Below are 25851 nucleotides of genomic sequence, written 5' to 3' on the forward strand. Positions count from 1 at the left end.
AAAGGGGAGATGCCCATGAACGAAAAGAGTCTGATTTACAGCTTGTTTTCCAAGTTCCTGGATGAGGGGCAGGATGAGATACCCCGGGAAGAGGACGGCAAAGAAAGCCCGGAACGGGAACAGGATAAAAAATCACGGCCCCAGGGGCAGCCCTATGACAGAGCGGACGAGACGGAACATGCGGACAGAAACCATGACAACAGGGTGGAAACAGTGGAGGACTGGAATGAAACCGAACAGAGGCGGCGCCAGCAGATGGAGCGCGAGCTTCTGGGGCAGGAGCATCCGGAAAGCGCCACGCAGGAGTCGGAGTCATATGATGAGGACCGGTCCGTTTCCGGGGACGGCGGTGCTTATGAAGGCAGCGGCGCACAGAAGGACGGCATAAAGAAAGAAGAAGTTACCCGGGATGCCTGGGTGGAGGTTCTTGTCTCGGATGACAGGATGTCGGTGTCCATGATGGTTTACGGACCATCCGGAGGCGGAAGTGATATAACGGAGGAAATGGTGTATGATGTGCTGGAGCAGAAGGGGATCTGTTTTGGCATAGACCAGAAGAAGATAAGCTGGGTTGTCAGCGGGCAGCAGTATATGCAGATGGTTATGATAGCTGCGGGCGAGCCTGCCAGGAACGGGGAGGACGGCCATATTAAAGACTATTACCCCAGGAAGGCCCAGATTAAGTACGCTTCCAAGGGAAACGGCGGAATCGACTTTAAAAGCACCAATCTGATACATAATGTAAAAAAAGGTGATGTTGTCTGCGATATTACACTTCCCACGGAACCCGGAGACGGCATGGACGTGTTTGGCCAGCCTGTGCGGGGGAAGAAGGGAACCATGCCGCCCGTTCCCCAGGGCAGGAACATCGTTTATTCTGAAGACAGGGATAGGCTGCTGGCAGCCTGCGAGGGCAATCTGACCTTCCGGTCCGGCCGTTTCCATGTGGAGAATGTATTTACCGTGTCCGGCAATGTGGACAATTCCGTGGGGAATATCAACTTCACAGGCAGCGTGGTGATTCACGGGGATGTTCTGGAGGGATACAGCGTCAAAGCAAAGGGCGATATTACGGTTATGGGAATCGTGGAGGGCGCCCGGCTCAGCGCGGGGGGAGATATTCTGCTGCACAAGGGCATGCGGGGCATGAGAACCGGCGTGCTTGAGGCGGAGGGCGATATCACGGCCAAGTTTCTGGAGGACTGCAATATCTTTTCCAGAAATAATATCCAGGCAGAATATATCATCAACTCGGAGGTGTCCTGCGGCCACGATTTGACATTGATTGGAAAAAGAGGGGCATTTATCGGCGGAAGCTGTTCTGTATATAACTGCATGAATGTGAAGGCAGTGGGAGCACCCAGCCATATCGCCACCTCTGTGACCCTGGGCCTGACGCCCCAGCTCATGGATGAGATGGAGGCAGTGGGCAAGGAGATGATACTGCTCTCCAGAAAGCTGACGGAGCTGAACAAAGATATTTCTTATCTGAGCGGTAAGCTGAAGGAAGGGACCATCACTCCATCCCAGCGGGAACGGTTATCCAAGTTAAAGCTGGAAGCCCCCATTAATTCGCTGAAGGAAAAGAAACTGAAGCAGCAGGGAGCTGAGCTTTCCAGGAAACTGAGGGAGGTGGGCAAGTCCAGGCTTACGGCCAGGGAGGTATACCCCGGAACCGTTATTAATATCGGGGATTGTAAGATGAGCATTTCCAAGAAGGAGGATAGTTGCACCTTCTATTATCTTGACGGGGAAATCAAGAAAGGAATTCGGTAATGGCAGATATCCTGCGGGTGACCTCTCCGGTTATCAACAAAAACATCATACAGCCGGATAAGGCGTTAAAGGACCCGTCGGTTCCCTTTGATATGCAGGAGATCAGGCATATTACAAAGAACCCGTCGGGCAGCGGTCTTTTGGGCCATCACAATGTGCTGGAAGGAGAGGCCGGGGCAGCCACCCTTATGAACCTGTTAAAGGACCCGGCCGTGACCGTCAACTATCTGAAAAATATTTATATGCTGGAGGAAATCATCAATCTGCTTCCGGTGAACAACAATACGGTGACCCAGGAAATCCGCCAGCTCTTTGACGCCCTTCTCATTGACCCGGACCATATCGTGGACGAACTGGTAGACCAGGAGTACGCGTCCACCCTGTTCAAAGGGGAGCTCTTTGATTTGCTGAGGGGAATTCTGGAGAAAGCGCCGGATTTGCGGATGGAGACAGCTGAGCTTTTAAAGGCGGTGAACGCCAGCATATCCAGGCAGGATGTGCTGGACTCTGTGGCCAACAGCCTGGAATACCTGTCTGAGCAGCTGACAGGCAGCAGAAATCTGTCAGGTATGTTTTCACAGCTTGCGGCCCGTGTCAGGGAGAGCCGGGGGAGCCTGGAATTCGAGGAACTGAAGCCCCAGGTGCAGCAGGCCCTAAAGGAGCTGGAGGAGAGCGTGCTCTATACGCCCCAGGCTGCCAGGGTCATTCCCAACATACTGTACAATATGTCCCGCTATCAGGACAATGACGCCTTTCTCCAGGAAGCCCTTATGAATCTTCTCATCCATGTGAACGACAGGGAGGAAAAGGCCCATATCAGGGAACTGGTGAAGGAATATATCGCCGGTTTCAGGGAGCCGGAGCGCCAGATGAACCGTTCCCGCATCATGGACACCCTGGCTAAAATCATTGCCAAACAGGACAGGGAGACTCCCATGAACAGCCTGAACGGGGAAAAGATAGAGAAAATCATCACAAGTCTTTTGTCATCCCCATGCAACTACACGCCTCTCCTGCACTTTGTGATACCTGTGGATTACCAGGGAATGAAGGCATTTTCCGAACTGTGGATAGATCCCAAGGACGAAGGCAGGAATGGGGAGCCGGGAAGCAGGGAGGGCGGTCATGTCCATGTGCTCATAACCTTTGATGTGCCGGGGGTGGGTCAGATGGAAGCCGAGTTTATGATGGCGGGAAAGGAACTGGGATTCCATCTGTATTGTCCGGAATCCTATATAGGTATATTTGAAAGCCTGGTTCCGGAGTTCCGCAATATCATGGAGGAACACGGATACAAGGCGTCAGGCATAGAGGTGGAGCGCATGGACCATGTGCGTTCCCTGATGGAAGTATTCAAAAATCTGCCGTTTAAAAGGACGGGTGTAGATGTCAAAATATAAGAAAAATAAAGCGGTTGCTTTAAGATACAATGTAGATGAGGACACATCCCCGGTGGTGATTGCCTCGGGGTATGGAACGGTTGCGGAACACATCATTGATATTGCGGAAAAAAAGGGGATTCCGGTGTTCAAGGACGACAGCGCGGCATCCCTGCTGTGTATGCTGGATGTGGGTAGCAATATACCGGTGGAGCTGTACGAGGTGGTTGCAGCCATTTACTGCAAGCTCATTGAAACCTCCGCCCAGATACGGGGAGTGGAAAAAAGCCGTTCAGAATCCGCATCTGCCGGACATAAAGAGGAAGCCAGCCAGCCCGGCCGCCTGCGCCGGAACCTGGTATCCAGACACAGCAAGGATGACAGTCAACAGACAGTATGATAACAGGGGGTGTGGAAGATGGTTGATTTGCTGGACGGGTATGTAGGTTCGTCCTGCGTCATAAAGGCTAAGAACAACGACCTGATCAGTATGGGGGTACTGCATCGTATAGGCAAAAACTTCATAGATGTGGGCAGTTCCCGCAATGAGCTGCCGGGAATTCCGTACAATTTGCTTATTAAGCTGGAGATATACAACACACAGCTTGGATTTAAGGTGCTCATGGGCCGGGTATACCTGTCCTCTCCCAAGCTGGTCCGGATCGTGGAATTAAGCGAGGCCACCAATGACGAGCGCCGGGAGTATTTCCGGATCAGTACCAGGGACGAGGGAATCATTTATAACTGCATACGTGGAAATGACACCCTGGACATGGGGGAGGAGTCAGAGGATTACAACGGCCTGAAGGTGCGTCTGGTGGATATCAGCCTGGGAGGCCTGATGTTCTGCACCAGGGAGGAATTCAAGGTCAATGACCGTTTCAACATCGTCATACCGGCCATGGGGGATTCCATGCTGTTCATATGTGAAATACGCCGCCGGGTGGAACGTCCGGAGGGGGGCTTTGGCTATGGCTGCGAATTCGTGGAAATGGCCACAAAGCAGGAGGACCTGCTGTACCGGTATATTCTCAGACGGCAGGGGGATCAGCTGCGGAGAATACGGTAGGTCAGAGAGATGAGAGAAGGGATTGTTAGGAGGAAACGCGTATTATGGCTCAGAGGAGACCCAGGGACCAGCGTGTGGTCAGGAACCGGCGGGTGGCAATCTACACCTTCCTGCTGATCCTGACCCTGTTTTATATATCGGCCCACAGGACGGTCCAGAAGGAGCGGGAGTTGGAGGCGCTGCGGGCCGAGACGGCGGAGGAAGGGCCGGGGGAGCAGGTGAAGGAACTGGCGGAAGGATGGCCGGGAGGGATGCCGGAGGAAGTAGTGGGAGGACAGACAGGGGGACAGCCGAAGGAACCGGTACAGGAACAGCCGGAAGGGTTGCCGGGAGCGCGGGTTTACAAAGAACGAGGCGAGATGGATGCAGATGGAGGTCTTAAAATTCTGCCGGAGGATATGTGGTGTCTGATACTTACCAACGCAGAGTATCCTGTGCCGGAAGACTATGAGGTGGAACTGGAAGCCATTCCCGGTACGGAGCAGTCAGTGGATAAGAGAATCTATGAGCCGCTGATGGCTATGATTGGCGATATGAAGGACCAGGGATTGTCTCCGATAGTGTGCTCCGGCTACAGGACGCTGGACAAGCAGGAAAAACTGTTTAACAGGAAGGTCTTGTCCTTTGTGAAGGCCGGACATACCAAGGAGGAGTCCTACAATCTGGCCAGACAGACCATATCCATTCCCGGTTCAGGAGAGCACTGCCTGGGATTGGCAGTGGACTTCTATACCAGGAGATACCACAAGCTGGAAAGGGCCTTTGAGGATACACCGGAGAGTAAATGGCTGGTGGAACATGCCCAGGATTACGGTTTTGTCATGCGGTATGGGGAGAATAAGACGGATATTACCGGAATCCAGTATGAGCCCTGGCATTACCGCTATGTAGGGGTGGAAGCGGCAAACTATATGAAGGATAATGAGCTGTCCCTGGAAGAGTTTTATATTGAACAGAGTTTATATGGTTAAAGTGCACGAAAATTAACTGTGATTTTTGTGCACTTTTTTGGTGAACAAAATGGGAGGGGCGTACGATAAATATTACAGAGCGGAAGAGATGGAATGTTTCGGAAACTCGGTCCAGTGTCCGACAGGGCCCGTCGCTCATTGGAAGAACAAGAAAATAAGAGGGACAGGGAAGTCCCGGTATAAAACAATTACATGGAGGTAATTAGTATGAGGATTCAGCACAATATTATGGCACTTAATTCCAACAGGCAGTTAGGTGTAAACAACAGCGCAGTAGCAAGGTCACTGGAAAAGCTATCTTCTGGTTACAGAATCAACCGTGCAGGTGATGACGCCGCCGGACTGGCTATTTCTGAGAAGATGAGAGCGCAGATTAAAGGCCTGGAAGCAGCTACCGACAACTCTCAGGACGCAATCTCCCTGGTACAGACAGCAGAGGGTGGATTACAGGAAGTTCATTCCATGTTAAACCGTATGACCGAGCTGGCAACTAAGTCCGCCAATGGTACTTATACGGATGACGTTGACCGTAAGGCATTGCAGGATGAAGTCTCTGCTTTGAAGGATGAGATTAACCGTATTGCAGATGGAACTGATTTCAATGGTATTAAGTTATTAGATGGTACAATGGGTGTTGGAACGACTGGCGTTGAAAAGGAAATTGATTTAACTGCAAATAATATAGCAAAATTCAATGTCACAGTATCAGGAGCCGAAGAAGGAGTACAGGTAGCGTTTGCAGCAGGAGCTGCGGCTGGTGGTACAAAGGTGTCTGCCGCTTGGGATTTAGCAGGTAAACTAACATTTACCATTTCTGGTGCTAACGATACTGCAGAAATTACCCAGGAAGATCTTGATCGTGCATTGTCGGCGGCTAGTGGCGCACCAGATAATGCAAAGAATATTAAGGTAACATTGGATAAGAATATTAAGTTTACCGATGCAGCAGGAAGTACGACGGGGGTAGCATCAGTAGCTACGACTGCGACAACTGGCAAACCCGTTCAGGCAGTTGGAGAGATTGCGGCTGAGAATATAACTGTAACTGCTGATAAAGCAGGCGTAGATACTCGCACCCTTACTTTTTCAAATACGGGAGCAGTTGGAGTAAGCGTTGGTGCAGATGGTAATGTAACGGTGGGATTAGAGTCTGCAAAATCTTATACATCGGCTGAAATTAATAAAATGTTGGCAGATGCCGGTGTTGGCATGAGTGTAAATTATGAGGGTGGTAAGACCGGGGCAGGTTTAAATGCGAAGACGGCTACATTAGGAGCTAAAGTAGCTGGTAGCGGTCTTTCTGCCGGTGGTGGACTTAAATTACAGATTGGTGATACAAGTGAGAGCTATAATCAGCTTGAGTTAAGTATTGCAGATATGCATGTTAATGCCCTGGATCTCTCGTCTGTTGACATCAGCACCAGAGACGGCGCAGCAGCAGCCATGAGCAAAATCAAAACCGCCATCAACACCGTATCCACCAGCCGCGGCAAACTGGGCGCTATCCAGAACCGTCTGGAGCATACCATCAATAACCTGGGTGTTACCACTGAGAACATCACTTCCGCAGAATCCCGTATCCGCGACGTAGATATGGCTAAGGAAATGATGAACTACACCAAGAACAGCGTTCTGGTTCAGTCTGCACAGGCCATGCTTGCACAGGCGAATCAGCAGCCACAGTCCGTATTACAGTTATTACAGTAATTACAGTAATCGGGCAGGTTAACAGTGTAATATCTTCAAACAATAAACAGATAATATAAAAAAGGCGCTGCAAAAAGGCTGTGGCAGCACAGTCATGAAGCAGCGCCTTTTTGAGCCCTGCTATGGGGGTATACAATAAAATACAATTGTCTGTTTCGGCATTTCTTGCTATAATATATCATAATGTGAGAGAAATATTAGGTCCCTGGGGGAGTAGCCATGTCGTTAACAATTGTGTTGTCCAATCAGAAGGGCGGTGTTGGGAAAACCACGTCAGCCTATGTGCTGTCAACAGCGCTGAAGGAAAAGGGTTATAAAGTCCTTGCGGTGGATATGGATCCGCAGGGTAATCTGAGCTTCGCCATGGGGGCGGACACTGAGAGCGCCACCATATACGATGTGTTAAAGGGGGAGTTAAAGCCCAGGTATGCGGTTCAGAAATCAGCCCTGGTGGATATCATTCCCTCTAATATACTTCTCAGCGGCATTGAGCTGGAGTTTACCGGCGCGCGCAGGGAGTTTCTTTTGAAGGAGGCGCTGGAATCACTAAAAAGTTCCTATGAATATATTCTCATTGATTCTCCGCCGGCCCTGGGAGTGCTGACCGTGAACGCGTTTACTGCGTCTGATTACGTCCTGGTGCCCATGCTTTCCGATATATTCAGTCTTCAGGGGATAACCCAGTTGGATGAAACCATATGCCGTGTCAGGAATTACTGTAATCCCCGGATCCAGATACTTGGGGTATTTCTCACCAAGCACAACCCCAGGACAAATTTCAGCAAAGAAGTGGAAGGCGCCCTGCGCATGGTGGCAGAGGATTTGGATGTTCCGGTTCTGGACACATTTATCCGGGACAGCGTTGCGCTTCGGGAAGCCCAGTCCCTTCAGCGCTCCGTGCTGGAGTATGCGCCTGAGTGCAATGCGGTGCAGGATTATAAGAAGCTGATACAGGAATTGATTCAAAGGGGGCTTAAGGCAGATGTCTAAGAGCAGGACAGAGATTGACAAGGAAATAATGTACCGCAAGATTATGCCGTCTGCCTCTAAAAGAGATGCAAAGACGGCGCAGGCAGATACCGGAAATTCAGGCGCAGGGCAATCAGATACCGCGCTTTATGACCGTGTAAATGGAGGCGAAGGCGCCATGGGTATGCCGGCCTTATCAGCGCCTTCGGCTGCTGCTATGGCAAAGACCCTTAAGCGCAGCCCGGTAACATTTCCTTTTAAGGAAGAAAATAATATGGTATTGGTAAACCTTATGGAGGAACTGGTGATTAATAAGCTGGATTCCACCCTGGACCGGTTTAACTGCTGTAAATGTGATAAGTGTAAGAAGGACATAGCGGCGCTGGCCCTGAACCGTCTGAAGCCGCGGTATGTGGTGATGAAGGAAGTAGAACAGGAAAAGCGCAGGAAGGCGGAGCTGGAAAATGGTTCCGAGGTAACCGGGGCTCTGGTGCAGGCTATCCTGGTTGTGAAAAAGGCACCCTGGCACTGATAGGTATTGGATCGTACACATTGGATGGTGCCAATTATAGGAAGCCAATTAAATAAATACCATGGGCCGTTAACAGGCAAAATCCCAGGATTCTGCTTGTTAGCGGTTTTTATTAACCCTGAAATTATTTCTCCCATCTGTCACCCTGCCTGCTGTCACCCCACCTGTCTCTTGACCGGTCACTGGATAATCCGGACCCGACCACGTCCTTCCCCCTTCCGTCCACACCCCTGTCTAACCCGGCAAACCTGCCGCAATCATATTAAAAAAATAAAAAAAATTCCCTGGCACACTATAAAGTTTTATCCGCCATGTACGATAAGTACTATAGAAATATCACAACCACTTATCAGGACCACCATACAAAGAGCATGTAAGGAAAGGAAGCCGGACATATGGATATAAAGGTATCAAGAAATTACGCAGCCTATCAGAAGGCAGTAAGCAATGCAAAACATACGGAAAAAAGCCTTTCCGCTCCCGTACAGGCAGCCGGTAAGGCTAGAGGAGACGCTATCTGCATCAGCAGCGAGGGTGTGAAAAAGAGCGGTGCATCCTCATTTTCAGCCGCACTGTCAAGGTCCATGGAAGAAGGGGCTCCGGCTGACCGGATTGCCGCCATAAAGCAGCAGGTGCAGGAGGGGACATACCAGGTGCCGGCAGAGCAGATTGCCAGGCGCCTTATGAGCGGTCTGTAGGAGGGGAAAATATTGGAAGAAATCATTGATTTTTTGGGAGAATATGCAGAAACACTGGAGGCCATGGAACAAAAGCAGATTGAAAAGCTGGGACTTCTGATGACCAGGGAACTGGATAAGGTTGAGCAGACCATCATGATGCAGGAGGCCATGGATAAGAAGCTGGAGAACATGGAGCAGAGGCGCCGGAAGCTGTTTGTCTCCTATGGGATTGAGGGCAGGACCTTAAAGCAGATTGCTGAGGATGCAGGCCCGGAGCAGAGTAAGGAACTTATGGACCTGTACCGTAGAATGGACGGAGCCATTGGCAATATACAGTATTACAACCAGAAGGCGGAGGCGTTAGCCAAGTCGGAGCTGGAACAGATGGGAATTGACTCCCGGTATGTGGGAAATCCCACCGGCATCTACGGGCGTCCCGCGTTCAGCAAGGGCAGTAAACTGGAGAAAAAGGCCTGACAGAGGCTGACATAGGAGAGTGGTAAAGTGAGACCGACATTTATGGGGCTGGAGACAGCCAAAAGAGGAATTCAGGTTAATCAGAAGGCCATTGATATTGTAGGCAATAATATAAGCAATTCCAAAACAAAAGGGTATACCAGGCAGCGTCTGGATACAGTGAGTGTCCATACCTATGGAAGCAGCCAGTATAACTACAGTTCCATCCCCCTGGCCGGGCAGGGTGTGGATGCCAGGGGAGTGGCGCAGATCCGCAATCCGTACCTGGATGCCAAGTTCAGGCAGCAGTACGGCGATGTGGGGTATTACGACCAGAAGGCAGCCATTATGGACCAGATAGAGGGAATCATCAGCGATCCGGAGGTAGAGGGAACCGGTATCAAGGCAGCATTGACCACCTTATCCCAGGCACTGGCGGATTTCAGCCAGTCCCCTTATCAGGAGACCAATGCCAACATAGTCATGAACGCATTTAAGGGTGTGACCCAGGTCCTCAATGAGTATGACGCCAATTTAAAAACCCTGATGGAACAGACTAAAAATGACCTGTCAGTGGCTGTTGAGGATATCAACACAAAATTGGACCAGCTGTCTGAACTGAACAGCTCCATTGCCCATGAGATATTCAGCAACAACGATTATGATGGAGTCAACTATGGGCCCAATGACCTTCTGGACCAGAGAAATGTTATACTGGATGATTTGTCGCGGTACGGCGATGTGCAGGTAACGGACCTGGAGGACGGAAAGATTCAGGTTAAAATCAATGGGAAAGTGGTGGTGGACGCTTCTGGGGCTTCCTACACCAATGATAAGCTTAACATAGGCAGCGACGGCGTTACTCTGACGTGGAACAGCAACAACCAGAATGCCAATCTGGGAGCAGGGGCCATCAGAGGATTTACGGATATGCTGACTGGTGCTGACCCAATCAATGCGGGAATACCTTACTACCAGAATAAGATGGACAATTTTGCCCAGACCCTGGCAGATGTGTTTAACAATAAAATTCATGCGGATGACCCTGATTTCCCTGATAAGTACAAGTTTCTTCTCCAGGGAGGTGTTGACGGCAAGGTTACAGCGGGAAATATCAGCATCAGTGACCAGTGGGCCGATGACGTGTCCTACATAATCCGCAAACAGAATCCGGACGGAGAGCTGGACAATCAGGATATTCTGGATATGAAGGCGGCGTTTGAGCAGGATTTTAATTTTGGAGGGGAATACACGGGTACATTCAGCGAATTTATTACCAGCGTCACCAATACACTGGGAAGCGGAATCAAGACAAACAGCGCCAGGATGAGTGCTTCCCTGGCTATTGCGGAAAGCGCTGATTCGGAGCGTATGGGCGTGTCCGGCGTTTCCCTGAATGAAGAAGGAATCAGCATGATGACATACAACAAGGCTTATCAGGCTCTGGGAAGGCTTATGACCACCATGGACGAGCAGCTGGATATGATTATCAACAAGATGGGCATAGTAGGGCGTTAAGGAGGAGCATATGAGAATCACGGAAAATATGATGACATCTACCTATAACAGGAATCTCCAGAGGAATATATCTGATTTGGCGTCCTCCAACCTGAAGCTGTCGTCCAAGCGTCAGTATAATCATGTATCGGAGGACCCGGCAACAGCGTCAAAGGCCTTTGCCATCAGGGACCAGATTGCCAGGTCTGAGGAACATATCAGCGTGGTGAAGAACGCAAGGGGAGAGCTGGATACAGCGGATTCCAACATTGTTACCCTGAACTCCATACTTGAAACAGTATACGAAAAGGCCACCAAGGCAGGCGGCGCCAGCAGCCAGGATTCCATGGATGCCATTGCGGAGGAGCTGGGCGGTCTTAAGGAGGAGATTCTGCAGACCATGAACGCCAAGTATGGGGACAAATTCCTGTTTTCCGGTTCGTCCAATAGCGAAGCTCCGTTCACCGTGGATGGGGACGGAAATCTGCTGTTTAACGGCAAGCCGGTGGATGCCTATGATAAGAACGATCCGGACACGTATTTTGACGAGAATAAGCCGGTTTATCTGGATATCGGATTCGGTACATACGCGTCGGGAACCAACACGGCAAAGACAGGAATTAAGATTTCCACATCAGGCGTGGATGTGCTGGGATACGGAAAGGACGAGAACGGGCTTCCCAACAATCTGTACAGCCTCATAGGCAAGGTGGAGGAGCAGTTAAGGGGCGGCGATAAGGAGGGGGCAATGGATACCCTGTCGCAGCTTAAGAAGAAGCAGAGCAATATTTCCATTGCCACATCTGAGCTAGGAACAAGAGAAAAACTTCTGGACCGCACAGAGGACCGTTTGGAGACAGGACTTATTAATTTACAGAAGAGCCAGACAGACCTGGAGTCGGTTAAGATTGAGACGGAGGCTATTAACAACAAATCATGTGAGACAGCCTGGATGATTACCCTTCAGCTGGGATCCAGCATCATACCGCCGTCCATATTTGACTTTATGAAATAAGTTGAAAAGAGGTGTCTGAGGATGAACGTCCTAAAAATCACATCTACCCCCATTAAGCTGTCCATGACCTCCCAGCGCGCCAGGCTTGAGAGCAGGCTGCCGGACCCTGAGGTGGGAATCATCCGCAATCCGGGGAAGCTGAACATGAAATCAGATCATATCAAGGTGGATATTGATACGTCCCGTTCCAGGGACAGCCTGGGATTCAAGACCGCCAGAGGGCTTATGAAGGATGCTGCCAGCGCAGGCCTTAAGGCTGCATCGGATGCCACTGCCCAGTATTCCAGGGTGGGCAACCAGATGATGCAGATTCAGGACGGGGTGACGGTATCCGGCATTATAAAGAATCAGATGATGGCCCAGACCAATGTGGTCACGGGGATTGCCTTTATTCCGTCAGTAGGTCCGGATATTTCCTGGGAGCCCGCTGATCTGTCCATTGACTTTGCGCCTGCCCAGCTTGCGTTTGATCCTCAGGTGCAGGAGCCGGCGGCTAGGTATGTGCCGGGCGAGCTCAGCGTAAATGTGGAACAGTATCCCAAAGTAGAAATAGAATATATGGGAGATCCCATATACGTACCGCCCAGCGCCAATCCGGCCGGAAATGAAGGGCCGCAGTAACAGGCGGTATGAATGACACCAGGGCCAGGGATGAGATAGGGGGATATGCTTGAAGATAGAGACGCGGGATTTTGGAATCCTTGAGATAGAAGAAAGAAATATTATAACATTTAAACAGCCCATATTCGGATTTGAAGAATATACGCAGTTTGTACTTGTAAATGATTCCAACATGGGAAATGGAATCTGCTGGCTGCAATCCATTGAGCAGAAGGACATATGCTTTATCATGCTGAATCCTCTGGAAGTAAAACGTGATTATGCTCCGGTTGTGATGCAGGATATATTAATCCTGCTGCAGGCGGTTCCTGAGGATGATTTGGACTGCTGGGTTCTCATGGTCATCGGAGAGACGTTCCGCAATTCCACAGTAAACCTGAAAAGCCCTGTCATCATTAATCATAAGACGAATCTGGCTGTCCAGGTAATACTGGACCAGGATTATCCCATACGGCAGTCCATATTCAGCCAGGGAGAGAGGGACGGCCTATGCTGATTTTATCCAGGAAAAAAGGCGAATCAATTAAAATTGGCGATGATATTGAGATATTTGTGTCCGAGATTAAAGGCGACAAGGTGCGGCTTGGCATTTCAGCGCCCGGCGATATGAAGATATGCCGCACGGAGCTGTATCTTACCATGGAGAATAACAAGGAAGCATCGGATAAGGTGGATCTGCTTAAGGTGTTCCAGCTCTCCAGAAACCTGAAAGCTCTTGCCCAGGAGGATGAAAAGGAAGTTAGGGAGGAGAAAAATGGAAGTGCTTGAGCAGATGAGGATGCTGCTCAGGGAAAAGGCCATTCTGTTCGGACAGTATGAGCAGGAGACCCTGAGACTGGATACGGATGACCTGGACGCGGTGGACGATATCGTGGATGCAGTACAGGCACGGCAGGCCCTTATAGATAAGATAAACGGACTGGACCGGAGGATTGCCGCTATCGGGGAAGCATCGGCTTACGGCGCGCGCTGTTTTCATATTGGGAAAAATCAGTGCGATTATGCCGGCCTTACTGAGGCTGAGCAGGCAGTATTCCGGGTCGGGCAGGAGGTATTTGCCATCATGACCAGAATCCGGGAGCTGGAAGAAGGAATACCGGGAAAGATGGCAGTGATTCAGGAACAGCTCCAGGAAAAGATAAAAAAGAATAATGTAAACGGTAAATTTACCGGATATCTGAAACAGATGGGACAGGGGAGCAAAGGGGTGCTCTATGATAAACGCAGATAGGGGGACAAACAATGTCATCAATCAATACAGTCAGCGGCAACGGCAATAAGAATTACGTATCAGGTCTTGCTTCCGGCATGGATACGGAGAGTATTGTCAAGAGTTTTCTGATGGGTACCCAGACCAAAATAGATAAGCAGTCAGGATTAAAGCAGCAGCTTGAATGGAAACAGGATATTTACAGGGACCTGATAACAAAAATCAATACCTTTAGTGATAAATATTTTTCTTATTATGGTTCGGGCGATACCAATCTCATGAGCCAGAGCCTGTTTAAGACAATGACCGGAATCAGCAGTTCCGGTGCCATTAAGATAAGCTCTGTCTCATCCAATGCGGTCAGCTCCATGAATATAAGCGAGATACAGCAGCTGGCAACAGCTTGTTCGGTAAAATCATCAGGTAACGTGACCGGTGATCCAAAGGGACAGGAGGCAAAGCTGTCCGAGTTGGAACCGGGAGAGCACTCTTTTTCCCTAACACTGGATGGGGTAAACAGGACCATAACGTTTACAAAGGGAGCAACGGAGCAGGATACGATTAATAATATTAACCAGGTGTTATACCGTAATTTTGGTACATCGGTGGGGATGGACCTGGTTAAAGTTGGTGAAGATGATAGCGGCAATGACATAAATGTCGTGAAGCTTGTAAAGCTGAATGAAGAAAGGAAATCTGCTGGCGAACCCGTGGACTCATCCAGAAGAGTTATCATAGAGTCAGCCGGCAACAATGATACGATTTCCAAGCTGGGATTTTCCGGCGGATTTTCCAACAAGCTGGATTATGGTACATCTATAAAAAATATGAATTTTGCCACGCCCCTTGAGGGAAACAGATACGAGTTCCAGATAAACGGCGTGACCATAAAAGGACTGACCGGGGAATCTACGCTCAGTGATGTAATCAGTGCTATCAACAGCAGCGACGCAGGGGTAAGGGTATCCTATTCCTCGGCGGCTGATAAATTTATCATGGAATCATCTTCAACCGGAGAGATATCCGATATAAAGATGTCCCAGACCTACGGGAATCTGCTGACCACCATGTTCGGCGTGGAGGCAACGGGTGTGCAGTCATCGCTGTTTTCCCAGGAAATCCCTAGTGCAAGTTCCGTGGACTTTAATGCCATTGTAGAGAATCTTAATAGTGGAAAGGACCAGTCCCTTACATTCCAGGTAGATGGAGAAGATTACACGGTAAAGTTGGAAGGAAAAAACGGTGTTGGTAATTATAAGAACACGCAGGCTGTTATTGACGCCATTAATTCCAAGCTTTCCAGGGAGTTTGGCAGCGGGAAGGTGAACTTTTCGACGAAGAAGGACCCTAGCAATGCAGTATACGATTTCGTAGTAGTGGAATCATCTGAGCATAGGATTAATTTTACATCTGATAATATAAATGGCGGTGGGGCTAAGGCGTTTGGATTTGCTGAAAACCAAACTAATGTGCTCGGCAAAGACACCACATGGAATGATGCTGGGCTGATAGGGGAGATAAAGGTTAATGGTGGAGCAGCAATTAATATTTTGGATAATCCCACATTGGAAACGGTGGCTTTCAGGCTTCAGACTGCTATAGGTGGAAATGCAAAGGTAGAGTATAAGGATGGCAGGTTTAATATAACCGGGCTTACTAATGATGTAATAATTGAGGGTGTTGATGGAAATGTAACAAATCCAGATGGAAGTGTCGTAAAGAAAAATCCTGTAAATATGATGTTTGGTAAGAGTACCATAGAGATATCTCATAAATCCTATAGACCTTTAATCTCAAAACAGGTCAAGAATACTGATTTTTTAAAAGGAAAGTTAAAAATAACTGTCGGAGAAACAACCACAGATATTAACGTCAACACTCTGGGAACTTCTGAAAGCTTTGATAATTTGCTACAGGAACTTCGGAATGTTACCGGGGGAACTGTAACGTACGCAGATAATAAAATACAAATAGATGGGGTAGAGCTCACTATAGAGGGAACGGATGCAGACGGTAAAGCGTTAATGAACAGCCTTTTTGGCAGTGATACGATATCGAACCACACGTCCGCTGACATAACCGCCGGCCAGAACGCCCGCCTCACAGTAGACGGCACTGTCATTGAGCGTAATTCAAACACCTTTGAACTGGATGGAATTACCATGGAATTAACCTCGGAATACCATGATACAGGCACCCCAATACGCTTGACTACATCCCGGGATACTGATAAAATAGTAGACAGTTTAAAGAGTTTTGTAGAAGATTACAACGCGCTTGTGGAAGAACTGAATGAACATCTGAAAGAGACTGCAAATTATAAGAAATACGCGCCTCTCACCGATGAACAGAAGAAGGAAATGAGCGACAAGGAGATTGAACTCTGGGAGGAAAAATCCAAGGAGGGCCTTCTCCACAATGACGCCAACATTACCAGCTTTCTGGGCGATATGAGAATGGTTCTTTACAGCAGTGTGGAGGGCGCAGGGCTGTCCCTTTATGATATCGGCATTGAGACATCCGATAACTGGAGGGATAACGGCAAGCTGGTCATTGACGAGGATGTTCTTAAATCCATGGCCGCCACCAACCCTGATGCCATATGCAAGCTGTTTACAGACAGGGACCAGGGGCTGGGAACCGGCATGCAGAATGCCCTTAAGGACGCAGCCAATGTCAGCAGCGGAAGCCCCGGCACCATGGTGCGCTATGCGGGAACAAAGGATGTTCTTACCACCAGCAATACCCTCTATGAGGAGATGAAGCACATTTCAGAGACGCTTTCCAATCTGAATACCAAGTATCAGCTGGAAAAGACACGGTACTGGAATCAGTTTAATGCCATGGAACAGGCCATATCGAATATGAACAGCCAGAGTTCCTGGCTTACCCAGCAGTTCTCATCATGATGAAGGAGTAATCACTATGCAGAATCCATATGCAAAATATAAACAGCAGTCCATAATGACCATGACCCAGGGAGATATGATTAACCTTCTGTTCGATGAGACAATCAACCGTCTGAACAAAGGTCTTGCGGGGCTGGAGGCAGGGGACTGCGAAGCAACCAATACCCATTTTAAGAAGGCCCAGGCTATTATCAGCCATCTGGCATCCACACTGGATCCCCAGTATCCGGTTTCCAAGGGATTGTCTTCTCTCTATGAGTATTTTAATTACCAGATCATACAGGCCAATGTGAGGAAGAACCCGGAGACGGTGAACGAGATTCTCCCCATGATAGAGGAACTGAAAGAGGCATTTGCCCAGGCGGATAAACAGGTACGTATAGGCCACACAGGCTGATGAGAGACAAGGAGGCGGAACATGCCGTTATTTGATGACAGGGCTTTGGGAGCTCTGGAAAGAGGTATGGATGGCATGTGGCTGAAGCAGCAGATTGCCAGCCACAACATTGCAAACGTGGAGACGCCGGGTTATAAGGCGAAGAAGGTGGAATTTCGGGATGTTCTTTACGAGACAGCCCAGGGAACAGAGCGTATATCCAAACCAGTGGTGGAAGAGGATGGAAACACCCAGGCCAGGCCGGACGGCAATAATGTCCAGGTGGAAAAGGAAGAACTGGAGCTGTGGAAGGCCTATACCCAGTATTCGGCTCTCACAGGGCGTGTGTCAGGCAAGCTGTCCACGCTGCGGTATGTAATTAATAACACAGGCAAATAAAGGAGACAGATATGGGGTATTTGGATTCTCTTAATATAACGGGTTCCGCTCTCACAGCAGAGCGGTTCCGCACGGATATCATCATGCAGAACCTGGCAAACCAGAACACCACCAGGACGGCAGAGGGAGGTCCCTACAAGAGGAAGCAGGTTGTGTTCAGGGAAAATACACTGAACTTTAAGAGCGAGCTGGGAAAGGCCATGACAAAGGCGGAGAATGGCGGCGTATTTGTGGAGGAAGTGGTGGAGAGCCAGAATCCTTCGGTGCCGGTCTATGATCCGGACCATCCGGATGCGGATGAGGATGGGTATGTGATGATGCCCAATGTGAACAGTGCGGAGGAGATGGTGGATCTGATGGCTGCCTCCCGCGCCTATGAGGCGAATGTCACGGCCCTTAATGTTGCAAAAAGCATGGCTCTAAAAGCACTGGAGATTGGTAAATAAATGAAAAGGCAGAAGGATGAAGAAGGAGGCCAGGAGTGGTTAAATACCTACGCGGATATGATAACCCTTGTCCTGACCTTTTTCGTATTATTATACAGCATTTCAAATGTAAACCTGACCAAACTGGAGGAGGTTGCGTCTGCCATGCAGAGGCAGCTGGGAATCGAGGCAAAGACCGAAATTGAGGACGTGCCTTCCGATTTGAAATATCCTGTTGTAGGGGAAGGCGCCCAGGCGCCGGAAGACGCGGAGGCACCGCTGCAGCAGACACAGCAGCAGTACCAGGCATCGGCCAGGGAAATGGCTGATATGGCCAGGGATATACAGACATATTTTGATTCGGAGAATCTGGACGCGGTTGTCAGCAACAGTGAGAACGCGGTGTACATCCGTTTTAAGAATGATTTACTGTTTGCGCCTGACAACGCAAATCTTACGGATGCCAGCAAATCCATGCTGGACGCGGTTGGAATCATGCTGAAGGAAAAGCAGGACAATATCCTGGCCATTTACATAAACGGACACACGGCCCAGGCAGCCAATTCCCTGATTAACGACAGACTCCTGTCCTCAGAGAGGGCGGATAATGTGGCCATTTACCTGGAGGAACAGGTGGGAATCCCCCCAAAAAAGCTGATATGCCGCGGTTACGGAAAATATTATCCTATTGCGGATAATACCACCAGGGAAGGCCGCGAACAGAACCGGCGGGTGGATATGATTATTCTCGGAACCGGATATAAACCGCCGGATACGGTCCAGGGAATGGAGACAATGGATCCCCTGTTTCCGGTGACCATGCCGGGGGATGAGACTATGATGCAGGAAGGAACAGCCAGTGATTAAGAGTTACGATTTTAAATCACCAAAGAAATTTACAAAGGAGCGCATGAGTACGGTGGAGAATCTGTATGACAGCTTCGCCCGTGCCCTTGCGCCGTATCTCACAGGTCTTCTCCAGTCGTTTTGCGAGATTAATATTAATGGTATAGTGGAGAAGCGTTACCAGGAATTCAGCAGTTCTGTGCAGGATCATTCCCTTTTTGGCATGATTACCATGAGTCCTGCAAATAAAGATTATAATGAGGCGCCTCTGACCATGGAAGTGGATACCAGGCTGGCGTTTTTTATGATTGAACGTCTTTTGGGCGGAGTCGGGTCAGAGTATGATTTATCCAGGGACTTTACGGATATTGAGAAGGCTATTTTACAGTATGTCCTGAAAAAAATCACTGAGTTTTTAGGGGAAGCCTGGGGACAGTACCTGGACATCGAAGCATCCCTGACAGGGCTTCAGACCAACCCCCACCTGCTTCAGATGAGCGCCCAGGAAGATGTGGTTATCCAGGTGGAGCTGGAGGTGGTAATTGAGAAACTGAGAGCCAGAATCAACATGGTGATGCCGGCCCCCAATGTGGAGGAGCTCACTTCCAAGTTCGGCTATTCCTTTGCGGTCAGCCATAAGAAACAGGATGAGGACAAACAGAAATCCAAACGGCACTATATTGAACAGCACCTGTTGGAATCGGAGGTTGAGTTGAGGGCCATACTTCACGAGTTTACCCTGGATGCCCAGGATATACTGCAGCTTGCTCCGGGGGATGTGATTCCCCTCAATAAAAAGGTGGACAGCGCCATATCCCTCTATGTGGAGGATGTGGCCTGTTTTGAGGCCAGGGCGGGTCAGACAAAGATGCGCAAGGCAGTGGAAATCAGCAGAGAATTGTAGCCAGGAGGAAAAGGCATGTTATCAATGGACAAAGAAGCCATAAAGGAGCTGACGGAGATGGAAGCAGTTCCTATATGCAATATATTAGGCTCCCTGCTGGGCAGAAGCGTGAAGATGTCGGTGTCAAAGGTGGAGGAGACAGACATGGGTTCGCTGGCAGAGGGCCTGCCCCACTTTAATGTGGCCATAGAGAGCAGAAAAGCTGTGGGGGGCATGTCGGCGGACCAGCTGTACATCTTTGCCAAGGAGGACATGATAAGGCTTACCAACTATATCATGGGTGTGCCGGTGGATGCCCAGAGCCCCCTGGATGAGATTGCCCTCAGCACCTTGAAGGAAGTTGCTTCCCAATGTGTGGGCGCTGCCATGGATGAACTCAATGACTTCCTGGGAAGGGATATGAGGGACACAATAACCAGGATATCGGCGTTTGACAACACAGAGAGGATCCAGGATATTATTCGCAGCTGGAATGCGGAGGATTCCGTGCTTTTAATGGGGCTGCACTATGTTATTGACGGGGTGGTGGAGTCAGATGCATATATTGTTGCCGCCCAGGCACTAAAACAGGTGCTGGGTATTTCGGATATGGCGGACATGCCCTGTCAGGAGACAGGGGGGCAGACCCCGGGGATGCCGGCAGCAGGGATGCAGACGGCAGAACACAAGGAGGCCATTGCCGTCCAGGAGGTGTCCTTTCCGGAATTTAAGTACACACCTATCGTGTATGCCAAAGAACAGATAGGGGAAGAAAAAAAGAAGTTGCTGGACATAACGCTGGATGTATCAGTAAGGCTTGGCAGTACGGTTTGCAGTGTAAAGGATATACTTTCCCTTAAGGAGGGTCAGCTGTTGGTACTGGACAAGCAGGCAGGTTCACCGGCTGATGTGGTTGTGAACGGAGAACTGATTGGCAGAGGGGATGTGCTGGTAACCGGGGACCGATTCGGGGCGCGTATCATCGAAGTCGTGGGCAAGAGGGAATAATATGGCATTTTTAAAGATACTGTTTTACCTTATTGTCCTGATTGCGGTACTGGTGCTGGCCTATTACACCACCAGGATGCTGGGGCGGGGAATGGGACGGACCCGGGGTACCGGGGGAATGGAGATTCTGGACCAGATGGCACTGGGCCGTGACAGCTATCTGCTGGTGGTAAAGGTGCAGGAGAGGATTTTCCTGATAGGGGTATCTCCGGGCAGGATATCCAAGGTAGAAGAGCTGGAATCCTACGATAAGAAGGGGGAGACAGAGGGGGCGCCGGATTTTGTTTCCCTTCTGTCATCCCATATGAAGGAGCATTTTCAGGAAAAGGGACAGAGGAACAGACAGGATAAAAAGGCAGGAGAAAAGAATCATGAGTAAAATACTGCGAAAGACAGGGAAAATCATAGGCGCCGGGACCTTTGCCTGGATGTGGGCGCCGGGCGCTGTTACATCCTATGCGACGGATGTGTCTCTGACCCTGCAGGGGTCCTCCGGCACAGGAAAGCCCATGGATATGCTGGATATCATGTTTTTATTCCTGTTTCTGGCTGTGGTTCCCTCCCTTATCATTATGATGACAAGCTTTACCAGGATTGTGATTGTGCTGTCGTTTCTGCGCAATGCTCTGGGCACACAGCAGTCGCCGCCCAACCAGATTCTGGTAGGGCTTGCCTTGTTTCTGACCTTATTTATCATGAGTCCTGTAATTGCCTCGGTCAACACCCAGGCATACCAGCCTTACCGGGAAGGGAAGATTACCAGGGAACAAGCCTTTGAGCGGGCCCAGGAGCCCATGAAGGAATTTATGCTGAAACAGACTGAGAAAAAAAGCCTGGATCTGTTCCTGTCCATATCCAAAGCACAGCCGCCGGATATATCCCAGGGGCAGGAAGGGTATATGAAGCTGGGGCTTACCACCATAGTGCCCTCCTTTATTCTCAGTGAGCTGAATAAGGCATTTACCATGGGATTCCTTATATTCATTCCCTTTCTGATTATCGACCTGGTGGTGTCCAGTACGCTTATGTCCATGGGCATGGTTATGCTGCCCCCTACCATGATTGCACTACCCTTTAAAATCATGATGTTTGTGCTGGTGGATGGATGGAGTCTGGTGATTAAGACCCTGGTCCAGAGTTTCAGGTGACGCTGAGGAGGAATTTGTATGAGCGCTGAACAGGTAATGGAAATCATGAAGGAGGCCATGCTGGTTGCATTTGAAATCGCAGGTCCCCTTCTCATCATAAGTATAGCGGTTGGGCTGCTGGTGGCCATCTTCCAGGCAGCCACCCAGATTCATGAACAGACCCTTACGTTTGTGCCCAAGCTGATTGTCATTGCCCTGGTGCTTTTAGCCCTGGGGTCCTGGATGAGCAAGGTCATGAATGAATTTGTAGTGGAGCTGTTTGCCATTATGGCAGCTCTTTGATGAGAGTGGTGCGGTATGGACAGCAGTGTATTTGAGTATTTTGATATCTTTCTTTTGGTCCTGGCAAGAATGGGAGGACTGGTCTTTATCAACCCCGTGTTTTCACGCAGAGGAGTTCCGCCCATGGTACGCACCGGGCTGGTGCTGGCCCTCAGTCTCCTGATTGCGCCCGGAGTCAGAAGCGGAGCCGGACAGGTCATGGCTTTTAGTACCTTTGACATGGTGGAGTCCCTTATAAGAGAAGTCATACTGGGCCTGGTGATTGGCTGTGTGTTTCACATATTTTTTTATATGCTCTATGTGGCAGGGGACTTTCTGGACACGGTGTTCGGACTGGCCATGGGAAAGGTCATGGACCCGGCAGGCGGAGTCCAGACCTCTATTCTGGGCCAGTTTGTCAACGTGTTTTTTTACCTCTATTTTTTTGCCACGGGCTGCCATCTGACCATGGTGCGTCTTTTTGCCTACAGCTACCAGGTGGTGCCGGTGGGAGCCGGGGCCATACTGGGAGGGCGTATCCTGTGGTATATCATAACCCTGTTCGGTTCTGTATTCCTCATGGTGATAAAGCTGGTTCTGCCTTTTGTGGCAGCGGAGTTCATTCTGGAGATGACCATGGGAGTGCTTATGAAGCTGATTCCCCAGATTCATGTGTTTGTCATCAACATACAGTGCAAAATCCTCCTGGGAATCATGCTGATGATGCTCTTTGCCTATCCCATGGGCGCATTTATGGACCGGTATACAGAGGCCATGATGACGGAGGCCCAGAAGCTGCTTATGATGTTTGGGTGACGGGTTCTGGGCATAGCCCCGGTTAATGTTGAATGACCGGGCGCGGATTGAAACAATACATGGGGAGAGGAAGTGGTGACAGGTGGCTGCTGAGGAAAAGACTGAGAAAGCCACGCCAAAACGGCGGCAGGACGAGCGCAAAAAGGGAAATGTGTTCCAGAGCAATGACGTGGCTGCGGTGTGCTCGCTGCTGGTGCTGTTCCACTCCCTGAAGGCCCTGGCGCCCATGATGTATGAGAGCTTTGGGGAGTGTATGCATCTATTTTTTTCATATGCCTCATCGCCGGATATATTCTGGCAGGAAGGGGGGAAGGGACTGTTTATGAAGGCCGTGCTGGTGTTCTTCAAGGCGTCCCTGCCCCTGCTTTTTATCGGGGTGCTGACAGCGGTTATCGTCACCTTTTTCCAGACCAGAATGGCATTTTCATGGGATGTGCTCAAATTCAAGTTTGACAGAATCAGCCCCCTTAAGGGTTTTAAACGTATGTTTTCCCTGAGATCTGTGATTGAACTGTTAAAGTCCCTGATTAAGATTACAGTGCTGGGATGGGTGGTGTGGTTTTTCCTCAAAGGCAGACTGACGGAGCTGACAGGACTCATGGAGGGCACAGTGGCTTCTGCCTTGATTTATGTGGGCAATACAGTGGTTTCCCTGGTGGACACAGTGGGAATTGCCTTTGTGTTCCTGGGAGCCGTGGACTACCTTTACCAGTGGTGGGAATATGAGAAGAATCTGCGCATGAGCAAACAGGAGATAAAGGAAGAGTATAAGCAGACGGAAGGCGACCCGCAGATCAAGGGAAAAATCCGTGAGAAGCAGCGCCAGATGGCATCCAGGCGCATGATGCAGAATGTCCCCAATGCAGATGTGGTAATCCGTAACCCGACCCACTTTGCAGTGGCCCTGGGGTATGATTCCGAGAAGAACAGGGCGCCTGTGGTGCTGGCCAAGGGGGCGGATCATCTGGCCCTTAAGATAGTGGAGGTGGCTGAGGCCAGCGGCGTGTATATCATGGAGGACAGGCCCCTGGCCAGGGGACTCTATGATACGGTGGAAGTTGACATGGAGATTCCGGAGGAGTATTATCAGACAGTGGCTAAGATACTTGCCTTTGTCTATAAACTCCAGAAAAAGGACATGTGATTGTGGATAAATTTCCTGGAAATGAGGTTTGCAGTGGATAACAGTATGATTTTCTTTGACAGGGTCACTAAAATATACGGAAACGGGCAAAAGGCCCTGGATAATGTGAGTCTTAAGGTTGGCAGGGGGGAATTTGTGTTTCTGGAGGGGGACAGCGGTGCGGGAAAGACCACTATGCTGGAGCTGATTTTAAAAGAGACCGATCCCACCCAGGGGAATATACAGGTCAATGGGATTGAGCTGGCAGGCCTCAGAGAACGTCAGATTTACCAGTACCGCCGTTATATAGGGATGGTATTTCAGGATTTCCGGCTCTTTTCTGATTTTACGGTATATGAGAATGTGGCATTTGCCCAGCGGGTCGTGGAGGCGGATTACAAAACCATGAAGCGCAGGGTTATGGAAGTGCTGAATCAGGTGGGGCTTGGTTCCAAGGCAAAGTACTACCCGGACCAGCTCTCCGGCGGGGAAAAACAGCGTACCGCCATTGCCAGGGCCATTGTGAACCGGCCGGTGCTTCTTCTGGCCGATGAGCCTACGGGCAATCTGGACCAGAAGAACGCAGAGGATATCATGCGCCTGCTGGAGCGGATTAACGGCCAGGGGACAACAGTGCTGGTGGTTTCCCATAACCAGGAGCTGGTAAGGAGCATGCACAGAAGGCAGGTGGTGCTGCGCAGAGGACAGGTGGCCAGGGACCTTGCAAGGGAGGCAGCGGCATATGGGTATTAGGACATTGCTCTACCTGTTCCGTCTGGGGCTTAAAAATCTGTGGCATCACAGAGTGTATACGGCGGCGTCTGTCATTACCATGTCGGCCTGTATTTTTCTGTTCGGCCTGTTTTATCTGGCGGCAGCCAATGTGGACAGCATGGTAAAAAAGACAGAGCAGGAAGTCTATGTGGCTGTGTTTTTTGATGAGGGAATACTGCCGGAGCGGGTGGAAGAGATAGGAAACCTGATTCAGAGCCGTCCGGAAGTGCTGCGGACCGTGTATGTGTCGGCAGACGAGGCCTGGAGCGGGTTTAAAGAGAAATATTACGAGAATGCGGAGGCATTGGACGGAATCTTCGAAACGGATAATCCGCTGGCTTCCAGTGGGAACTACCAGGTATATATTGACCGGATAGGCAGCCAGGAAGGCTTTGTGGAGTATGTGCAGAGCATTGAAGGCGTGAGGAAAACCACCCATTCAGCGGATACGGTCATGGCGCTTTTAAAGCTGCGCCAGGGGGCGGCCCGCCTGATTGCGGGAAGCGCGGTGCTGCTGGTACTGATATCAGTGCTGCTGATTCACAATACCCTGTCTGTGGGCATTGAGGCCCAAAAGGAGAAAACAAGGGTCATGCGCCTTATGGGAGCGCGGGAAGGCTTTGTGAAAATTCCTTTTATGGCGGAGGCTGTTGTTATGGGAGCGGCAGGAGTGGTTATCCCGCTGATTCTTCTGATGTGGCTGTACCGTTGGGGACTTGCCTTTGCCGTTTCCGGTCTGAATGGTCTGGGCAGCCTGAGAGGACTGGAGTCCGGGCTTCTCACCGAGGCCCAGGTATTTCCCGGACTTATCCGTGCATCCGTACTTCTGGGGATTTTTACAGGGGTTGCGGGAGGATTGTCTGTTATGGGGAAGTTGAAGCGCAGGAAGAAAGAGCGTTGATGTGTGTGGTTTCATATAATGGGGACTTAATATAATAAAGCAGGATTTCCGCCCTTTGGAAGGGAGGGAAATCCTGCTTTATTATTACTTTTTATTTGGG

The 25851-nt window shown here is 49.9% G+C and carries 30 protein-coding genes; all 30 read left to right on the forward strand.

Annotated elements, in window-relative coordinates; genetic code table 11:
* The first annotated feature begins 15 nt into the window (after positions 1-15).
* The 30 genes from LI015_RS06375 to LI015_RS06520 all read left to right on the forward strand — a co-directional run bounded on the left by LI015_RS06375 (position 16) and on the right by LI015_RS06520 (position 25751).
* Positions 16-1776 carry a DUF342 domain-containing protein gene (locus LI015_RS06375; RefSeq protein ID WP_002566275.1) on the forward strand — a complete coding sequence of 587 codons (1761 nt, stop codon included), beginning with the start codon at positions 16-18 and terminating at the stop codon, positions 1774-1776.
* Complete coding sequence (locus LI015_RS06380; protein ID WP_002570445.1) at positions 1776-3176, forward strand: hypothetical protein; 1401 nt, start codon at positions 1776-1778, stop codon at positions 3174-3176. Before LI015_RS06375 ends, LI015_RS06380 begins: the two co-directional genes overlap by 1 nt.
* A complete protein-coding gene (locus LI015_RS06385) occupies positions 3163-3555 on the forward strand; it encodes an EscU/YscU/HrcU family type III secretion system export apparatus switch protein (RefSeq protein ID WP_002566273.1) in 393 nt (130 codons plus the stop codon). Before LI015_RS06380 ends, LI015_RS06385 begins: the two co-directional genes overlap by 14 nt.
* A gap of 18 nt (positions 3556-3573) precedes the next feature.
* On the forward strand, positions 3574-4224 hold the full coding sequence (locus LI015_RS06390; RefSeq protein WP_227124322.1) for a flagellar brake protein: 651 nt from the start codon (positions 3574-3576) through the stop codon (positions 4222-4224).
* Between the two features lie 44 nt (positions 4225-4268).
* The gene (locus tag LI015_RS06395; RefSeq protein WP_227124323.1) at positions 4269-5195 is read left to right on the forward strand and encodes a M15 family metallopeptidase; all 927 of its coding nucleotides are present in this window, start codon (positions 4269-4271) and stop codon (positions 5193-5195) included.
* 207 nt (positions 5196-5402) lie between these two features.
* A complete protein-coding gene (locus LI015_RS06400; RefSeq protein WP_117627148.1) occupies positions 5403-6902 on the forward strand; it encodes a flagellin N-terminal helical domain-containing protein in 1500 nt (499 codons plus the stop codon).
* A gap of 219 nt (positions 6903-7121) precedes the next feature.
* Positions 7122-7892, forward strand: a complete 771-nt coding sequence (locus LI015_RS06405) for a ParA family protein (protein ID WP_227124324.1) — start codon at positions 7122-7124, stop codon at positions 7890-7892.
* A complete protein-coding gene (locus LI015_RS06410) occupies positions 7885-8403 on the forward strand; it encodes a late competence development ComFB family protein (protein ID WP_118017136.1) in 519 nt (172 codons plus the stop codon). Before LI015_RS06405 ends, LI015_RS06410 begins: the two co-directional genes overlap by 8 nt.
* Positions 8404-8798: 395 nt before the next feature.
* Complete coding sequence (locus LI015_RS06415) at positions 8799-9101, forward strand: flagellar biosynthesis anti-sigma factor FlgM (RefSeq protein ID WP_002570440.1); 303 nt, start codon at positions 8799-8801, stop codon at positions 9099-9101.
* Between the two features lie 12 nt (positions 9102-9113).
* Complete coding sequence (flgN, locus tag LI015_RS06420; protein ID WP_227124325.1) at positions 9114-9560, forward strand: flagellar export chaperone FlgN; 447 nt, start codon at positions 9114-9116, stop codon at positions 9558-9560.
* A gap of 27 nt (positions 9561-9587) precedes the next feature.
* Positions 9588-11057, forward strand: coding sequence for a flagellar hook-associated protein FlgK (flgK, locus tag LI015_RS06425; protein ID WP_002566265.1), 1470 nt, complete (start codon positions 9588-9590; stop codon positions 11055-11057).
* A 10-nt stretch (positions 11058-11067) separates the two neighbouring features.
* Positions 11068-12051: a flagellin N-terminal helical domain-containing protein gene (locus LI015_RS06430; protein ID WP_002566264.1), complete on the forward strand. Its 984-nt coding sequence runs from the start codon at positions 11068-11070 to the stop codon at positions 12049-12051.
* Positions 12052-12072: 21 nt separating this feature from the next.
* Positions 12073-12672 (forward strand): DUF6470 family protein, encoded by a 600-nt coding sequence (locus LI015_RS06435; RefSeq protein ID WP_002566263.1) that lies wholly within the window; start codon positions 12073-12075, stop codon positions 12670-12672.
* 49 nt (positions 12673-12721) lie between these two features.
* Positions 12722-13168, forward strand: coding sequence for a flagellar assembly protein FliW (fliW, locus tag LI015_RS06440; protein ID WP_002570439.1), 447 nt, complete (start codon positions 12722-12724; stop codon positions 13166-13168).
* Positions 13162-13440: a carbon storage regulator CsrA gene (gene csrA / locus LI015_RS06445; RefSeq protein ID WP_002566261.1), complete on the forward strand. Its 279-nt coding sequence runs from the start codon at positions 13162-13164 to the stop codon at positions 13438-13440. Before fliW ends, csrA begins: the two co-directional genes overlap by 7 nt.
* Entirely contained in the window at positions 13427-13903 is a 477-nt protein-coding gene (locus tag LI015_RS06450) for a hypothetical protein (protein WP_002577272.1), read from the forward strand. The genes csrA and LI015_RS06450 overlap by 14 nt, the downstream gene beginning before the upstream one ends.
* An 11-nt stretch (positions 13904-13914) precedes the next feature.
* The gene (gene fliD / locus LI015_RS06455) at positions 13915-16791 is read left to right on the forward strand and encodes a flagellar filament capping protein FliD (RefSeq protein ID WP_227124326.1); all 2877 of its coding nucleotides are present in this window, start codon (positions 13915-13917) and stop codon (positions 16789-16791) included.
* 16 nt (positions 16792-16807) lie between these two features.
* A complete protein-coding gene (fliS, locus tag LI015_RS06460) occupies positions 16808-17188 on the forward strand; it encodes a flagellar export chaperone FliS (RefSeq protein WP_002566258.1) in 381 nt (126 codons plus the stop codon).
* A 21-nt stretch (positions 17189-17209) separates the two neighbouring features.
* Positions 17210-17566: a flagellar basal body rod protein FlgB gene (gene flgB / locus LI015_RS06465; protein WP_002566257.1), complete on the forward strand. Its 357-nt coding sequence runs from the start codon at positions 17210-17212 to the stop codon at positions 17564-17566.
* 11 nt (positions 17567-17577) lie between these two features.
* Positions 17578-18012, forward strand: coding sequence for a flagellar basal body rod protein FlgC (gene flgC, locus LI015_RS06470; protein ID WP_002566256.1), 435 nt, complete (start codon positions 17578-17580; stop codon positions 18010-18012).
* Entirely contained in the window at positions 18013-18858 is an 846-nt protein-coding gene (locus tag LI015_RS06475) for an OmpA/MotB family protein (RefSeq protein ID WP_002570436.1), read from the forward strand.
* Positions 18851-19741: a flagellar motor switch protein FliM gene (locus LI015_RS06480; protein ID WP_054354136.1), complete on the forward strand. Its 891-nt coding sequence runs from the start codon at positions 18851-18853 to the stop codon at positions 19739-19741. Before LI015_RS06475 ends, LI015_RS06480 begins: the two co-directional genes overlap by 8 nt.
* A gap of 15 nt (positions 19742-19756) precedes the next feature.
* Complete coding sequence (locus tag LI015_RS06485; protein WP_002566253.1) at positions 19757-20728, forward strand: FliM/FliN family flagellar motor switch protein; 972 nt, start codon at positions 19757-19759, stop codon at positions 20726-20728.
* Between the two features lies 1 nt (position 20729).
* Entirely contained in the window at positions 20730-21107 is a 378-nt protein-coding gene (locus LI015_RS06490; RefSeq protein ID WP_002566252.1) for a FliO/MopB family protein, read from the forward strand.
* Positions 21100-21876: a flagellar type III secretion system pore protein FliP gene (fliP, locus tag LI015_RS06495; RefSeq protein ID WP_227124327.1), complete on the forward strand. Its 777-nt coding sequence runs from the start codon at positions 21100-21102 to the stop codon at positions 21874-21876. Before LI015_RS06490 ends, fliP begins: the two co-directional genes overlap by 8 nt.
* An 18-nt stretch (positions 21877-21894) precedes the next feature.
* Positions 21895-22158, forward strand: a complete 264-nt coding sequence (gene fliQ, locus LI015_RS06500; RefSeq protein WP_002566250.1) for a flagellar biosynthesis protein FliQ — start codon at positions 21895-21897, stop codon at positions 22156-22158.
* Positions 22159-22173: 15 nt separating this feature from the next.
* Positions 22174-22953 (forward strand): flagellar biosynthetic protein FliR, encoded by a 780-nt coding sequence (locus tag LI015_RS06505; protein WP_002566249.1) that lies wholly within the window; start codon positions 22174-22176, stop codon positions 22951-22953.
* An 82-nt stretch (positions 22954-23035) separates the two neighbouring features.
* Positions 23036-24097 carry a flagellar biosynthesis protein FlhB gene (gene flhB / locus LI015_RS06510; RefSeq protein WP_002570434.1) on the forward strand — a complete coding sequence of 354 codons (1062 nt, stop codon included), beginning with the start codon at positions 23036-23038 and terminating at the stop codon, positions 24095-24097.
* Positions 24098-24829, forward strand: a complete 732-nt coding sequence (gene ftsE / locus LI015_RS06515; RefSeq protein ID WP_002566247.1) for a cell division ATP-binding protein FtsE — start codon at positions 24098-24100, stop codon at positions 24827-24829. It abuts the gene before it with no gap.
* On the forward strand, positions 24819-25751 hold the full coding sequence (locus LI015_RS06520; RefSeq protein ID WP_002566246.1) for a cell division protein FtsX: 933 nt from the start codon (positions 24819-24821) through the stop codon (positions 25749-25751). The genes ftsE and LI015_RS06520 overlap by 11 nt, the downstream gene beginning before the upstream one ends.
* The last annotated feature ends 100 nt before the right edge of the window (positions 25752-25851 follow it).

The organism is Enterocloster sp. 210928-DFI.2.20 (assembly GCF_020554465.1).
GTDB lineage: Bacteria > Bacillota > Clostridia > Lachnospirales > Lachnospiraceae > Enterocloster > Enterocloster bolteae.